Raw genomic sequence first — 15,879 nt, 5'->3', positions numbered from 1 at the left:
ACTAATCTCCTAAATTGAAATACTTACAAAAAACTTCATATACATCCTGTTGTATCAGTTGTTCCGGATTCTCCATAATGTAAATTATTGACGGATACTCGGGCTTCCAACAAGAAATAACTTTTTCTAAAAATTCTGTCACTGTACCAATTTGAGGATTGTCAGTATGGCAATAATGAGGAATTATTACAACCTTCCCTCCAAAAAATTCATAGATTTTATTCATATCCGATGAATATTGTGAGGCGAAATTTATAGAGCGAATATTTTTATTTTTCATAATTTTATCAAAATATTCTTCTTTTGTAGTACAGCTATGCAACATAATACCACCAAATTCTTCTGATATTTTATTATTATAAGTAACACCGAATTCCTCATACATATCCGGAGAAATCATACCCATTGTATCATCAGCAAGATATACGCCCTTTTCTTTCGGTGCCCAAATAAACGGCCAGGAAAGCGGCACAATGTTTTCACTAATCTTATACATTTCATGGATATACTCAATTTCTACTTCGGTTATAATTTCCAATGCTTTATGAACAGCATCCGATTCTTCCAGCAACGAACAATAAAAATCTGCAGTCTCCCACATCATATCCAAAATACCCAATGGATTCTGAATATCACCCACCCGAATTGGAATCTCTCCCTGGGTTTTATCGGCCATATATTTCAATATCTCAATTTGCCGGCCAATTACCCCCGTCTTAATATCATTCACCTTTAATTTGTACACATCCTCCGGCGAAAAAATAATCGGGCCTTCCAAATAAGTATGTCCATCAGCAAAAACCCGTTCTTCTCCGCCAAAAAGACACGGCAATATATGTGTACCAAACATGCAGTCCATTACTCCCACATTATCTGTTCTTCCTGCATTTAAAGCTTCGTATTTCTGATAACGGTTTTGATATATTTGCTCAATACTTTTATTCACGCTCAGGCTCTGATAACGAAATGCCGGCTCTTCCAAAACAAATCCCGGTCTATTTACCTCCACCATATTCCAAATGTCTTTTAAAAAGTCTTTTCCTTTCATATAGCTACTCACCTCTTCTATTCATCGGTAAAAATACAGACACAACAGTACCCATATCTTTTTTACTATTTATTTTAATACCCGCCTTTTCTCCATATAATAACGCTAATCTTTGCTGCACATTTGCAAGGCCGATTGACATATGTTTTTCTTTCGATATGTTCTTACGGTACAATATATCTTCTATTTGTTCCTTATTAATCCCACATCCGTTATCAAATACATCTACTATAATCTGGTCATCATTAATTTTGCCTCTGATTATAAGTTTTTTTTCATCTTCCATTCCAGAGAAACCGTGTTCTATAGCATTTTCTACTATTGGAAGTATAATATGTTTTGGTATGTACTCATAATACAAATCTTCTTCAATCTTCTCGTCTAAAGATAACTGATTTCCAAATCTATAAAACTGTATCTTCATATAGTTATCGATAGCATCTAGTTCCTTTTCGAACGGTATTATTTCATTTTTTTCCAAAGAAAACCTCATCAATTTTCCAAATGCCTGTGAAACCTCAACAATTTCATTCTCTCCATGTATCTGTGCTAACCAGTGGATGGTATCTAATGTATTATAAAAAAAATGAGGGTTAATCTGCATTTGCAGCATTTTTATTTGAGCCTCCTGCTTTAATTTTTCTTCCTGTAAGTTTCTTTCTACTAATCGGCCCATATCTAAAATCATCTGATTATAGCATCTGCGTAAATTACCAATCTCATCATTATATTTAGCAGAGATGGTCATATCAAAATTCCCCCTGGAAAATTCTTTCATTGAATATTCCAAATCAATAATAGGTTTTGATATAGTACGGGACATGGCAATGCTTATAAGCACCATTAAAACAACCAATACTAGGAATAGGCCTATTGCAAGCCACCGAATCAAAACAAGATCTAAATTAATTTTATCTATATTTTGTATACATAAAAGTGACCAATCATTGCTCGTTAATGGGTAACTATATCTTTTACTATTCTCTTTCGGAATTTGTATGCCGTTTATTTCATTTCCATCCTCATTCAATAAATAGCACATTCCAACACCTTGCATTTCAAAATCATCCAAAATATCATAAAAATACGCTTTATCTACATATACAGCCATTACTCCTAGCCCCCTATAACCAAAAAATAGCACAGGAACTTCCGCCAGAAGAAGAAGGTGATATCATTTCTATTTATGGGGATGATCCTGATTTCAAACCGCTAAAGCATGGGTATTCCCAATGGGGATATAAATTAGAATCATTCGGAGAAACAATGGGAGAAGTTCGCAATCCCCCACTTGGGCGTTGGGATAATTTTGAACATTGGAAAGCAAATTTACCAGATTTCACATCAAATAGCCGATATCGTGAATCTCATATAATGAGAAAAAAATACCCGGATAAATTTTTGATTGGCGGTTTAAGTATGATGATGATGGAGATCATCAATCTGCGCGGATATGCGAATTGTATGATGGATTATTATGATGAGGAAGCCAATTTGAACCAATTAATTGACTGTATCTATGATGCAGGCAAAAAAATGGTTGACGGATATGCCAATGCCGGACTTGATGCGGTGATCGCATGGGAAGATTGGGGACTTCAAAATGGCCCTATGATATCGTACGATTTGTGGAAGGATTTTTATTATGAGCGTATGAAAGATTTTGTAAACTATGTACACGGTAAAAACATGAAATACATATTACATTCTTGCGGGCATATTATTTATCTTCTAGATACATTTATCGAAATGGGAATTGATGTTATTCAATTGGATCAGCAAATGAATATGGGGCTTGATATCCTTAGCCAGTGGAAAGATAAAATCTGTTTCTGGTGTCCAATAGATATTCAATCCAGTCCTGCCATGACCCCTGAACAGATGAAAGAATATACTGCTAAGATGATACAAGCGCTCTGTTCAAAAAAAGGTGGATTTATGTACAAAATCTATTCACAGCCAGCCGCTATACATATATCCCCCAAACAATTGCAATATGAAATATCACTAATGAAAAATGCCCTGTAAATATCTCATACTGCTATTTATCACATAGAAAGATAAGGGCTGCTACGTAAAGGCAAGCCCTATCTTTCTTTTTTATCTTGTTTCAGATGTGGCGGCGCAACAGTTTAGTTTTCCCCTCCTACTCCCAGCTATCCCACTTGTCTGCGAGGTTGTTGATTTGGTTTTCGAATTTAGCCTTATCTTTGTTGGCAATGCCTTGATTTCTGTATATAACATCCAGAAGTCTTTTGCCTGCCGCAAGCAGTCTTTCGAATGCTGCGTCTGCTTTCTTCTGGGTTGGTTTCTTCGCCTTTACTGGGATTTTGACGCCCTCGTCGAGGATTTCGTTGGTTAACAGGTCGACTTCACAGCTTGGGAATGGCGCCCAGGTTGGGTGCCCCAGCTTCTCCTGTATCGTTTCTGCAAATTCTTCTGTTACTTTGTCTGATCCATGTACAACAAAAACTCTCTCCAGAGGTGTTTTGAATCCTCCCAGCCAGTCCAGAAGGCCGTTCATATCAGCATGGCCGCTGACCCCGTGAAGACTCTCTATCCGGGCACGCACTTCGATTGGCTCACCAAATATCTTGACATTCTTGTCTCCATCCAGCAGCCTTCTTCCCAAAGTACCGTTTGCCTGATATCCTACAAATAAAATGGTACACTCCGGCCTCCACAAGTTGTGTTTGAGATGATGCCTGATGCGGCCGGCATCACACATACCAGAGGCCGATATGATTACTTTTGGCTTTTCAATAAAATTAATCATTCTGGAATCATCACTGGTTGTCGAGGTTTTTAATCCTGGAAAAACCAGGGGGTTGATTCCTTCATTTACCAGCTTAATTGCTTCCTCATCAAAGCATTCCCGCATGTTTTTGGTAAAGACTTTTGTAGCCTCAATGGCAAGCGGACTGTCCAGATAAACCTCAAAATCGGGATATTCCTTCAGCAGCTTCCGCTCTTTGATCTCTCGGATAAAATACAGCATCTCCTGCGTTCTGCCGACTGCAAAGGATGGAATAACCACGTTGCCGCCCCGCTCAAATGTTTCCCGCAGAACCATTGTGAAATCCTTCAGGTAATCGATCTTCTCTGTAGAATGGACACGGTTCCCGTAGGTGGATTCAATCACTACATAGTCCGCCGATTCGGTATAACTTGGATCTTTGATGATAGGCTGATTTGTATTGCCTACATCTCCGGAAAATACAATCTTCTTTGTAGTATCTCCCTCCGCAATCCATACCTCGATGCTCGCAGATCCCAGCAGATGCCCCACGTCTGTAAAACGTACTTCAATGCCATCACAGATCCGGATACGTTCCTGATATTGACAGGGTACAATCAGCTCTATCGCATCCAGCGCATCTTGAAGTATATAGATGGGTTCATACACCGGCTGCCCTGCACGCCTGCCCTTTCTGTTGCGCCATTCCGCCTCAAATTCCTGAATATGCGCACTGTCACGAAGCATAATGTTACACAGATCCGCCGTTGCATAAGTTGTGATAATCTGGCCTTTAAACCCATTTTTCGTAAGTAAAGGCAGCATGCCCGAATGGTCAATATGCGCATGGGTTAAAAACACATAGTCGATATCTGTCTCCGGAATCGGAAGCCCCGGATTCTCATACAGATCCGGGCCCTGTTCCATGCCGCAGTCAACCAGAATGTTTTTACCTGCCGCCTGCAGCAGATGACAACTTCCCGTCACTTCATGGGCTGCTCCAATAAATGTCAGTTTCATAAGCTTCACCAACCCTTTTCTTTTCATTGTATCATCTTTTGCCCAAAACTAGTAGTCCGTACTTTTGGAAAATAGATGGGGCAGAAAGCGGTACGCAACAGTTCAGATAAGCCAGAACGGTTACAGCGGTGCGCCTTTTGGAGCTGGCTTCTTTATCAGTTATATTTCTATATTAAACTTTTCCTTTATCAATGGTTCGATTTCTTCTAATTGCTCACTGATTTTTTCTGTAACAAGGCCTTTTGTTGTTACCTCTTTATATATATCGTCTCTTATCGACCGATACCCTCCGTCGATTCTAAGGTTAAAGACTCTGTGGGCACAGAATAAAGACTCTTTTTTAGTCGATTTATAGTAGTTTAAGAAGTTGAAGTCTGTGTCAAAGCATGCGATGTCGGAAATAACCACTTCTATTCTTTCGGTCTGAGGTGCTTTTCCCGGTTCGACTTCTTGTTTGATACGGGTTTTGCGATGGATTGCTAACCAGCCTCTCATGCAGGGAACGACACGGAATGACTCATCTCCAAAGGTCTGCCATTCTTCGGTTTCGATGTTTAGTGCGCCTGACGGCATTGGCCCGCCAAGGCCGACGTCGCAAAAGTATTCTGCACCGTCTAGCTTTACCAGAGTTCCCCTGTGGTCAATTGGCCATCTCAGGTCATTTTTTCCCAATAAAACTCTTGTAAAACATGGTCTTGCATCATATCCAAGGCTGACGACCAGACGGTAAAATAAGCCGTTTAATTCCAGACAGTAGCCGCCTCTTGTACCCTGAATAATTTTCTGGAACAAATAATCTCCATCCAGGCATACTTCCTTATGGAAGTCGTAGCTGTCTAAGTTTTCAAATGCAATCGTGCACTGATGGCGATAGATCAGCTCGTCTAATACTTCTCTGGTAGGTCCCTTCACCGGAGGCATTCCTATACGATCCAGATATTGCTTGATTTGTTCGGGAGAAAATTTTTTGATTATATCTCTCACTTCTTCCATATTCTGACACCAATCCTTTCTCTTCTATTCCTCTTTTATTATAAATGGTCGTTCCCCATTTATTTTCCTCCTCAGCTTTCCTGCCCTACAGCAGCAGATACACCAGGATCAGGATCATCCCAATCCCCGCCAGCTGCAGCCCATATGAAAGGCTGTAACGGATCATATCCCGGCTTTCCTTCCTCTCCAGCGCACGGATCCCCAGCTTCCTACGGTATGACACATTCTCCTCCTGCTTCTTTAAGTACGCCGCGCCTTGATCCAGCAGCTTCCCGATGGCCGTGTCCACTTTCGGCAGCGACCCCGTACGGTAAGGAATCTTCCGGTCCCTATACAGCGTCTTCCTAAGCGCCACCACCAGGCCGTCTACCAGCGAATCCCCGATCCGGCACACAAAGATCCCGATAAACGGCAGCACCCCCTGGATCAGCGGACGGTACACCAGGTTCTCCAGGTCCAGCCATTTCGGCCACGCATCCACATAGGTGCTGGCGCCCCCTTCCTTCTTGCGCAGGAACACCCTCCGGATCACCAGCAGATACACCAGGGCCCCGATGGCGATTGAGATCAGCCCCCCTTTTAAGCACTCCATGCTGAAGAAGTGGGGGATATGTGCCTCCCCTTCCATCCGCATAAAGCCCTGGGCCGCACCTGCCAGCGCTTCCATCGTTTTCACCGGCGTCATCCCCAGCACCGGCAGGACTGCCGCGCTCACGCCAATCGCCGCCATGCTCTGCTTATTGATGTAGTGCTTTCCCATGCCGTCAAATTCCGCCTGCCTTGCCGGATCCGCATTCTTCTCCCAGAACACCGACACATACAGCTTCAGCATATACGCCACCGTCAGCCCCCCGCTGATCAGGAACATCCATTCCACAAACACAAACACCGGGGCCTTGGAATACTCGATGATACTCTCATGGAGCAGGGTCTTGCTGATATACCCGTTCCAGAACGGGATGCCCCCGATCCCTAAGGCCCCCATCAGAAAGGCCAGGTTTAAGAACGGTTTCTTTCGCCCAAACCCACGGATCTCATTCAGGTTCAGCTGGTGCGTGTTCATAAACACTACGCCCGCCGCCATGAATAACACCAGCTTGATCAGGGAGTGGTTCATCATGTGCAGGAAGGTCCCGTGCACTGCCAGCCCGTTTTCCTCCCCCAGCAGGCACTGCATCCCCGTCCCCACCAGGATAAACCCGATCTGGGACATGGACGAGCACGCCAGGGTGCGCTTTAAATCCACGGAAAAGACTGCCAGCACCGCGCCCCCAAACATGGTCACCACGCCCAGGGCCAGGATCAGGCTGCCCCACTTTTCGTCCCCGTAGAACATGTAGCAGCTGACCACCAGGATCCCGTATACCCCCGCCTTAGTCAGGATACCGGACAGCAGGGCGGAAGCCGGCGCCGGCGCTACCGGATGGGCCTTGGGCAGCCAGATATGGAGCGGGAAGGCGCCCGCCTTCGCCCCGAACCCGAACAGCAGGCAGCCCCCGGCTATATAAAGCAGCCTTTTATCCGGATAACTTTGGCAGGCCTCATAGAGCGCCCCGGTCTCCAGCGTGCCCACGGACGTGTAGAGCAGAAACAGCCCCATCAGCAGCACCATGCCCCCGATCACCGCCACTGCCAGGTAAGTCTGGGCGGCCCTTAAGGATTCCTTCCTCTCATCCTGTGCAACCCACACGTAGGACGTAAAGGACATGATCTCAAAAAACAGAAACGTGGTATATAAATCCGCGGACAGGAAAACTCCCACGGTAGCCCCCAGGGTCACCAGCTGGAACAAGTAATACCGGTTCCGGTTCCGGTAATGCCTGAAATACTCCCGCGAAAATACAATGGTCATCATCCACATGAACCCGGCCACCACCGCGTAGATCCCCCGGAAGCCGTCCATACTGAAATGCAGGCCCATCCCGCAGATCCCCTCCAGGATGCCCTCGCTCCCCTGCAGGCGCAATGCCCCATAGAGCAGCAGCAGGAATTCCGTAATGACGATGAAATCCGCAAAGTAATTCCGTCCCTCCTTGGATTTCCTCCCGATCAGATAGGTCAGCAGCGCCCCGGCCATGGGATAAAACACCGGGACTGCCAGTTGGATTCCATTCATGCGTGCCACCTCCTAAAATACCTCATTCTCAACCTCCTGTAATCCACCGGTTACTGCTTCCTCAAATTCACCGGTTACCGTCTTCAAAAACACACCGGCCTTTTCACAAAAGCCTTCCGGTTATCCACTCTAATACACGCCCGTCACAACCTTCGCCAGGAAATCCGTAAGCGGCGTGCTGTACAGCCCGAACCCGATGATCGCCAGGGAAAACAGCAGCAGGGGCAGGACCATCTGCCAGCTGGGGTCCTTCACCCCCGCCAGGGCCTTCTCATCAAACCCTTTCTCCGGGAAGAAGCCCCTTACCACGATGGTCATCATATAGATGGCCGTCAAAAGCGCCGACACCAGCAGGCACCCCACCCCGATCCAGGCCAGGTGGTTCCCGCTTTCTAAGGCCCCCTTTGCCAGGTACCATTTACTGATGAACCCGCACCCCCCGGGCACCCCCATCATCCCGATGGCCGACACCGTAAAGGCCCCGTACACCCAGGGCATTTTCCGCCCAAAACCGTCCATCTCATAGATATAGTGCTTGTGGGTCTGGTGCATGATGGATCCGGCGCAGAAAAAAGCGCTGATCTTCATGACCGCATGGAACACCATATGGCACAGCGCGCCTAAAAGGCCCGCCGGCGTCATGATCGTGGCCCCAAAGATGATGTAGGACAGGTTGCTCACCGTAGAGAAGGCCAGCCGCCGCTTCATGTGCGTCTCCTTCACGCCCATGCTGCAGCCGAACACCACCGTGAACATGGCCAGGGCCATTACCACGTTCTGTGCCCAGGTCCCCCGCAGAAGCTCCGTGCCAAAACAGTAATAGGTCAGCCGGATCACGGCAAATGCCCCCGCCTTTACCACCGCCACCGCATGCAGCAGCGCGGTCACCGGCGTAGGCGCCACGCCCGCATCCGGAAGCCAGGAATAAAAAGGGAACATGGCCGCCTTGATGCTGAAGCCTAAAAACGCCACCACATAGAGCAGCAGCACCAGGTCCATCCCAAGGCCTGCCGTATGCCCCTGGAGGATCCCCCCCAGGGTGAACCCGCCGGGGCCCCCGCAGCGGACCAAAAAGACCAGCCCCATGAAGCCCAGGGCCGCCCCGCCGATGGAGAAATAAATATATTTCCTGGTCGCAAGGACCGCTTCCCGGGTAAAGGTATGGAGCACCAGCGGGATGGTCACCAGGGTCAGCATCTCGTAGAAGAAATACATGCTCACGATGTTGGCTGAAAAAGCAATGCCCAGGGTCACCCCATAGGTCATGGTATAAAACATGAAGAACGGCTGCTCCCGCTCTTCCGTAGACATATACTCAAAGGAATACAAGGTGGCAATGGGCCACAGGACCGAGACCAGCCCCGCAAACACCATGCTCATCCCGTCGATTTTCAAAGCAAAGGACACCTTCTCTGAAAACTGCAGCAGCACCAGTTCCCCCGGCCGGTTAAACAAAAGCAGGAGGACAAGGGCCGAAGTCAGCAGGACCACGGCTTCGATATAGACTTCCATGTGCGCGCGTTTCCGAAACGGAATGAGCGGAATAAAGACCGCTGTCACGATCGGAAAAACCACGGCTATGATTAAAAACGTTTCGTTCATGTCCCCACCTCCTTATACGACCGCTGCCGCTATGTTTCCAAGAAATGTAATCAGGCTGCCCGGGAACACGCCCATGAGCAGCGCCCCTGCGGCCAGGATGAAAAGGGGCAGCACCATCTTAAGCGAAGGCTCCCGTTTCTTCCCTGCCTGGCAGTTATAATCTTTGCCGGGCAAAAACCCGTCGATGGTAACCGGAAGCAGGTACCCCGCCGTGAGCAGCGCGCTCACAAGCAGCACCACCGGCCCCAGCCAGGAGAAGGTCCTGACCCCGCTCTCCAAAAGCCCTTCCGCCAGATACCATTTGCTGATGAATCCGCTGGCCGGAGGGATCCCGATTAAGGCCAGGGACACAAAGGTATAGCACCACAGCGTCACCGGCATCTCTTTCCCGATCCCCCGGAGCTGGTCCACCCTGGTATATCCGGTCTGGTAAATGACCGCCCCTGCGCTTAAGAAAAGAGCCGTCTTAATCAATGCATGGAATAACACATGCAGCAGGGACCCGGTCAGGGCCACGGGATTTAAGATGGCCATGCCCAGCATAATATAAGAAGCCTGGCTCACAGACGAGTAGGCCAGCCGCTTCTTAAACACCGGCTCTTTAAAGGCCAGCATGGAGCCCAGGAAGATGGTAATGAGCGCCAGCACCAGCCAGGCATACTGCACCCAGCTCCCCCGCAGAAACTCCGCCCCCGCAATGTAATACACCGAGCGCAGCACTGCCAGGATCCCGCCCTTTACAATGATCGCCGAGAGCACGGCCGAAGCCGGGGCCGGCGCCACCGGATGGGCCGTGGGCAGCCACGCCTGCATGGGGAACATACCGGCCTTCACGCCGAATCCCAGGATCATGAAGAACAGCCCCAGGTGCAGGATGGTCCCGTTCTGGGCCAGCACCGCCGGGTCCATCACGCCCCCGGGCAGGAAATCCATGCTGCTCCCAAAGTGGTAAAACACAAAGACCCCGAACAGCGCCATGTAAGCCCCGCACATGGAGTAAAAGAGATACTTCAGCCCCGCCATGACCGCCTCGTGGCTCTGGGCATGCAAAACCAGGGGCATGGACACCAGGGTCATCATTTCAAAAAACAGATAGATGGTCACCAGGTTCCCCGCAAGGCTTAGGCCCTGCAGCGCACACAATGTCAGCAGGTAAAAGCCCCAGAACCGCCGCCTATGGTGTTCATGGTGCAGGTATTCTACCGAAAAGATGCCCCCCAGCAGCCAGACCAAGGCAATGAACCCCAGGAAAAAAGCCCCCAGGTGATCCAGCCGGAAGGTGATGTCCAGGCCCTCTGTCAGGGTCAGCAGCGTAAGCTCTGCCCCGCTCCCCCGGCCGTAGGAAACCAGCAGCAGGGCCACAGACACTGCAGTAAGGGCCAGGGCTGCCACCGCCGCCCAGGACATCTTTTTCTCCTCCATTTTTTTGGCAGGGAGCACCAGAAAAAGAAGCCCTGCCGCTGCCGGTATAAAGATTGAACATAGAATCCACGCCTGTGTGTACATATTTCCTCCTAATCTGCCTTAGAGTGCTCCCTTATCCAAAGATCTCCAGCCCCTGTCTGACCACCTGCATCACGGGCGCCGCACCAATGCCCAAAAACAGCGTCAGGGCCACGCCGCCCCCAATGGCAGCCTTGAACTGCCAGGGATTGCACGCTGTCTGCTCTTTCATCCCCGCCGCTTTTTCCTCCGCAGTCAGCGGAGTATACAGGATCAGGACCACTCTCATAAAATAAATCGCATTGAGCACCGTGCTCACCGCCAGCGCCGCCAGCACCACCACCGCATAGGCCGGCCGTTCCAGGGATGCCTCCGCAAACATCAGCTTGCTGACAAACCCGCCGAACCCCGGGATGCCCACCATGGACAGCGAACCGGCCACGAAGCCCACACCCGCTGCTTTATTGCGGAACCCGGCTCCACGAAGCCCCTGGATATCCGCGTTCCCCGCAGACACCTTGATCAGGCCGAAGGCCGCCACAAACACCAGGGATTTTGCCGCTGCATGGGCGAAGATATGGTAGAGCCCCGCCCCGGCCCCCGCCGCTGAGCCCAGGCCGATGCCCATGAAAATATAACCGATCTGTGCCACGGAGGAATAGGCAACCATCCTCCGCAGGTTCTTCTGCCGCACCGCATCCAGGGACCCCAGCACCATGCCGATGATCCCGAATACAAACAGCACATTGATGATCCCGCTTCCCGCAAACACTTCCGCCCCCGTCACCCGGTAGATGATCTTCACCAGCAGGAAGATATAGCCTTTGGATACGATACTGGAAAGCATGGCCGATGAGGACGCCGTGGCATTCCCATAGGCATTGGGCAGCCACGCATGGAAGGGCCACAGGGCGCTCTTAATGGCAAGCCCCACGCTCACCAGCCCGATGGTCACGATCAGCGGCACCCGGTACTCCCCGGTCTGCCACAGCAGCAGGATGCTCTCCTTGATGTTGCTCAGGAGCAGGTGCCCGGTCATATCGTAGAAAAAACTGATGCCAAGCAGCAAAAGCCCCGAGCCCATCAGGCTCATGATCATGTAGCGCACCCCCGCCGCAATGGTCAGGTCATTGAATTTCCCCAGGATCAGCCCGCAGGCTGCAATGGTATTGATCTCCACAAACACATAGGCGGTAAAAAGGTCATTGGTGTATACCAGCGCCAGGTTGGACGCCAGCATCAGGTCCGCCATGATATAGTAAAAATTCGCCTTATCCGCTTCCAGGTCCCTGCGCGCCTCTTCCATGCCGCCCCACAAAGCCAGCAGCATGATCACGCAGAATAAAAGCGCCATGGCCGCCTCCAGCATGCCCGCACGCAGTTCGTTTCCCCAGGGCGCCGGGAAGTGGCCCATCACATACACATAGCTCTCCCCCGTCCCCATCAAAAACGCCAGCAGGAAGGCGGACATCACCCCCACCGCCCCCGTCATGCACAGGCTGAGCCGCCGGGCCGCTTTCCCTTTCAGCGCGGACGTGATGATCGCCGCAAACATGGCGGCTAAAATCGAAAAACAGGGCACATTCTGTACAAAACTCATTCTTCCTTCTCCCTTATCTTGAGCGATATCTTATCCAGGTCCAGCGTGTGGTATCTCTGATACAGGCAGATAGTCAGCGCCAGCATCAGCGCCGTCACCGACACCGACACCACGATCCCCGTCAGCACAAGCCCGCTGGGCACCGGGTTGATGTAGGCCTCCACGCTTTGCACCCCGTCCACGATGATGGGCGCTTTGAGCCCCTTGATGTACCCCTTTACCGCAAGGAAAAGGTACACCGCCGTATCCATGATATTCAGGCCGATGATCTTTTTGATCAGGTTCTTATGCAGGAACAGGTCCGTAAACCCGATCCCAAACAAAATGACCGCCACCACCTCTATGAAATTTGCCGTTAAATGGCTTCCCATCTTACAGCCCCCCTCTCCGGAACAATGCATAAAATGCATAGATTGTACATGCCACCTCTGTCCCCACGCAGATATTGATGGGCAGGATGATCCCCCCGCTTAAAATAGCCCCGGGCTCCCCCAGCGGGAAAAGGTGTTCCAGCCCGTTGGCCCCCGTGTAGAAAAAGTGCAGGGCGATCAGGCCGTAGAGCAGCAGGGCTGTCACCTTCACGATCACATAGATCTTTTCATTGAAGAACCGCTGGGTCCTGGGAAACCCGAAAGACGCCGCGTAAAGGATCATCCCCGCGCCGATCACCGCGCCCCCCGAGAACCCGCCCCCCGGTGACAGATGCCCGTTTAAGATGATATAGATCCCAAATAAAAAAATCACCGGGCATACCACCTTCGCCACCTTCTTCAGCACCGTGTCCTCCAGAGGCTCCAGGCCGTAGTCATCCAGCTTCAGTTTCCTGCGCTTCTCCTCATTCTCCACCATCAAAAGGATCATGACGCAGCAGGTCGCGATAAACAGCACCGTGGTCTCCCCAAAGGTATCAAAGGCACGGTACGTCAGGATCATCCCCGTCACCAGGTTCACGGAACCCGTCTCCTCCAGCCCCTGGGTAATATAACGCGCAGGCACTTCATTATTGGCTGGGTTGGACTCTGCCCCCACGGAGGGGAGGAAGGACACCGCATACACCAGGATCCCAATCAGCAGCAGGCACACTGCCACGCTCACCGTGCGGTACACATGCCCATACCCTTTCAGCCTTTTATTCCGGGGATAGTCCCGGCTCTTTTTTCTGATCGCTTCATAGTCGGAGGGACCATACGGCTCCTCTGGCTCCTGCACCGGGGCCGGGGGCTTCATCTCCAGGGTCCCCACAAAGGGGTCCTTTTCCCCGTCCAGCCACCGCTTGAACCGGCCGGACAGGCTTTCATTGTACTCCTCCTGCGGACGTTTTCTGCTCATTCTTCCTTCTCCTTTTCGTCATCCTTCTCAGCTGAGATCCCTTTGATCTTCTTCAAAGTTACAAAAAATAAAAGGGACGTCACTCCCGCGCCTACCGCCGCCTCTGTAATCGCCAGGTCCGGCGACTCCATGATCATCCACAGGATCGACATGATCAGGCTGTAGGCCATAAAAATCAGGATGGAATTCAACAGGTTCTTATGGAAGCTGACCGCTGCTGCGCACAGCACCAGAAACACCAATAAGATCCAGGTAATGACTGTCATGCTTCCCCCTCCTTTATCTCTTCTGCCTGTTCTGACGGGCAGCACGCCTTCACCTCTTCCGCTGCCTCAACCGGACAGCAGTCCTCCATCTTTTCCCGGGACAGCACTTCCAGCTTCACCACCATATGGGCCGCAACCGGGGAGGTCATCCAGAGGAATACGATCAGAAACAGGATCTTAACACTCGGGAAGGTGAACCCATTGAAAACCACCGCACCCAGCAGCATCAGCCCGCAGCCCAGGGTATCCCCGATGGCCGCTGCGTGCATCCGGTTCAGCACATATTTGAACCGGAAAACACCGATAAACTGTATGATATAAAAGACAAGCCCCGCTGCCATGCATACGGCGCCTGCCAGAAAGCGGATCCATTCAAGAACCATCATCCAGCGCTCCCTCCTCCCTCTTTTTTCGTTTCTCATTGCGTGCACGGCAGGCCCCGATATAGATCTGCGACAGGATCACCACCCCCAGGAAACTGATCAGGCCGTAAATCAGGCTGATGTCCAGCAGGTAGGATTCCTCCAGCAGCAGGCCCAGCAGCGCGATGGCCGCAGTCACGATCCCGCCCAGCATGTTCACCGCCAGCAGGCGGTCTGCCACCGACGGCCCCAGCACCAGGCGCAGCAGGCACAGGAGGAACATCACGCAGAGCACTGCCAGCACCACGATTAAAAACTTCTCACTCAATGCCCCCAATACGGGGATGTCATGAAACATCACCTTTTCCTCCTCCCTCTGCCGCAGCCTCCAGCTCCACAAGCTTTTCCACAAAGCCCGATTCGTGGATCCCCACCGCGTATTCCCGGTCCAGGCTGTGCACGATGTAGTTCCCCTCCTCCAGGTCTGCGGTGATCGTCCCCGGGGTCAGGGTGATGGAATTGGCCAGCACCGTCTGCCCCGTCTGGGTCCGGATCCCGGTTTTAAAACGGACAAGCACCGGCTCCGGCTCCCGGTCAAACTCCAGGACCAGCTTCGACACCGCCAGGGCCGCCTTGATCACTTCCACCACCAGGAACACCACATACTTTAAGATCTTCCCGGTGCACCTTACAATCACCAGCTCCCGCTTCGGGGAGTACTCCATAAATTTATATAAGAACAAATATAAGGCGCCGCAGATCACCGCGCCAAATATTGCAATTTCCAATGTAATCCTGCCGTTTAATATAATCCACAGTACAAACAAAACAATGAACATCCCATCACCTCATCGGTTTCCTAAGAATTTTGGCCTATTTTTCTCCGGGCTTCTGCCCGTCCCCCCGCAGGATCCCATTCATTTCCCTGCGGAATTTTTCAGATTCCCCTTCGGGGCCTTGCGTTTTTACCAGTCTTCTGTAGACATGCCTGCTTTTTGCTTCTAAAATGGCGCGCAGGATACATACTGTATAATATCTGCGCGCCTCTTTTTTATTTCACAGGCATGAACTCTGCTTTTATTCCTCCGCCTTCCAGCCGGCATATCTGGTATAGACTGCCATGGTCTTTCCCACGTGGATATGGCCCCCCGGGATCTGCACGATGCGGGGCTCTTTCCCCTCTGCCTCCCGGATCTTTACCTCGCCCTTTTCCAGGCGCTTCAGGGCCGGGCTGTGCCCTGCCATGTAGCCCTCCTGCCCCGAGGCTTGCTCTACCACGACCATCTCCACTTCCCCGGAATAGAATAACTGCTGCGGAGTTACAATCTTTAATAAAAAACTTTTTGCTGCCATCCGCCCTAAG

The 15,879-nt window shown here is 50.7% G+C and carries 16 protein-coding genes; 1 reads left to right on the top strand and 15 read right to left on the bottom strand.

Annotated elements, in window-relative coordinates; translation table 11 throughout:
• Position 1: 1 nt before the first annotated feature.
• Entirely contained in the window at positions 2-1,048 is a 1,047-nt protein-coding gene (locus MWG26_RS09155) for a uroporphyrinogen decarboxylase family protein (protein ID WP_025657853.1), read from the bottom strand.
• 4 nt (positions 1,049-1,052) lie between these two features.
• The gene (locus MWG26_RS09150; protein WP_025657854.1) at positions 1,053-2,159 is read right to left on the bottom strand and encodes a sensor histidine kinase; all 1,107 of its coding nucleotides are present in this window, start codon (positions 2,157-2,159) and stop codon (positions 1,053-1,055) included.
• Between the two features lie 155 nt (positions 2,160-2,314).
• Between MWG26_RS09150 and MWG26_RS09145 the strand changes: the two genes are divergently transcribed.
• The gene (locus MWG26_RS09145) at positions 2,315-3,076 is read left to right on the top strand and encodes a uroporphyrinogen decarboxylase family protein (RefSeq protein WP_025657855.1); all 762 of its coding nucleotides are present in this window, start codon (positions 2,315-2,317) and stop codon (positions 3,074-3,076) included.
• Positions 3,077-3,194: 118 nt separating this feature from the next.
• Here the strand turns inward: MWG26_RS09145 and MWG26_RS09140 are convergent, their stop codons facing one another.
• The 13 genes from MWG26_RS09140 to MWG26_RS09080 form a co-directional block, all read right to left on the bottom strand.
• A complete protein-coding gene (locus MWG26_RS09140) occupies positions 3,195-4,805 on the bottom strand; it encodes an MBL fold metallo-hydrolase RNA specificity domain-containing protein (protein ID WP_025657856.1) in 1,611 nt (536 codons plus the stop codon).
• Positions 4,806-4,964: 159 nt separating this feature from the next.
• Complete coding sequence (locus tag MWG26_RS09135) at positions 4,965-5,798, bottom strand: arylamine N-acetyltransferase family protein (RefSeq protein WP_025657857.1); 834 nt, start codon at positions 5,796-5,798, stop codon at positions 4,965-4,967.
• Positions 5,799-5,883: 85 nt separating this feature from the next.
• On the bottom strand, positions 5,884-7,914 hold the full coding sequence (locus MWG26_RS09130; RefSeq protein WP_240285558.1) for a complex I subunit 5 family protein: 2,031 nt from the start codon (positions 7,912-7,914) through the stop codon (positions 5,884-5,886).
• A gap of 129 nt (positions 7,915-8,043) precedes the next feature.
• The gene (locus MWG26_RS09125) at positions 8,044-9,516 is read right to left on the bottom strand and encodes a complex I subunit 5 family protein (protein WP_055152690.1); all 1,473 of its coding nucleotides are present in this window, start codon (positions 9,514-9,516) and stop codon (positions 8,044-8,046) included.
• A 12-nt stretch (positions 9,517-9,528) separates the two neighbouring features.
• A complete protein-coding gene (locus MWG26_RS09120) occupies positions 9,529-11,022 on the bottom strand; it encodes a complex I subunit 5 family protein (RefSeq protein ID WP_025657859.1) in 1,494 nt (497 codons plus the stop codon).
• Positions 11,023-11,053: 31 nt separating this feature from the next.
• Positions 11,054-12,430, bottom strand: coding sequence for a complex I subunit 5 family protein (locus tag MWG26_RS09115; RefSeq protein WP_081733221.1), 1,377 nt, complete (start codon positions 12,428-12,430; stop codon positions 11,054-11,056).
• Between the two features lie 125 nt (positions 12,431-12,555).
• A complete protein-coding gene (locus MWG26_RS09110) occupies positions 12,556-12,930 on the bottom strand; it encodes a sodium:proton antiporter (protein ID WP_025657861.1) in 375 nt (124 codons plus the stop codon).
• 1 nt (position 12,931) lies between these two features.
• Positions 12,932-13,888: a hydrogen gas-evolving membrane-bound hydrogenase subunit E gene (gene mbhE, locus MWG26_RS09105; RefSeq protein ID WP_025657862.1), complete on the bottom strand. Its 957-nt coding sequence runs from the start codon at positions 13,886-13,888 to the stop codon at positions 12,932-12,934.
• On the bottom strand, positions 13,885-14,154 hold the full coding sequence (locus tag MWG26_RS09100) for a hydrogenase subunit MbhD domain-containing protein (protein WP_025657863.1): 270 nt from the start codon (positions 14,152-14,154) through the stop codon (positions 13,885-13,887). Before MWG26_RS09100 ends, mbhE begins: the two co-directional genes overlap by 4 nt.
• Positions 14,151-14,540, bottom strand: coding sequence for a cation:proton antiporter (locus MWG26_RS09095; RefSeq protein ID WP_025657864.1), 390 nt, complete (start codon positions 14,538-14,540; stop codon positions 14,151-14,153). The genes MWG26_RS09100 and MWG26_RS09095 overlap by 4 nt, the downstream gene beginning before the upstream one ends.
• Positions 14,527-14,874 (bottom strand): MrpF/PhaF family protein, encoded by a 348-nt coding sequence (locus MWG26_RS09090; protein ID WP_049915940.1) that lies wholly within the window; start codon positions 14,872-14,874, stop codon positions 14,527-14,529. Before MWG26_RS09090 ends, MWG26_RS09095 begins: the two co-directional genes overlap by 14 nt.
• Entirely contained in the window at positions 14,864-15,355 is a 492-nt protein-coding gene (locus MWG26_RS09085) for a Na+/H+ antiporter subunit E (RefSeq protein WP_025657866.1), read from the bottom strand. Before MWG26_RS09085 ends, MWG26_RS09090 begins: the two co-directional genes overlap by 11 nt.
• A 238-nt stretch (positions 15,356-15,593) precedes the next feature.
• Positions 15,594-15,869: a F0F1 ATP synthase subunit delta gene (locus MWG26_RS09080; RefSeq protein ID WP_240285743.1), complete on the bottom strand. Its 276-nt coding sequence runs from the start codon at positions 15,867-15,869 to the stop codon at positions 15,594-15,596.
• Positions 15,870-15,879: the final 10 nt, after the last annotated feature.

The organism is Faecalicatena contorta, from assembly GCF_022835095.1.
Taxonomy (GTDB): Bacteria; Bacillota; Clostridia; order Lachnospirales; family Lachnospiraceae; genus Faecalicatena; species Faecalicatena contorta.
This window is presented reverse-complemented; position numbering and strand designations above follow the sequence as displayed.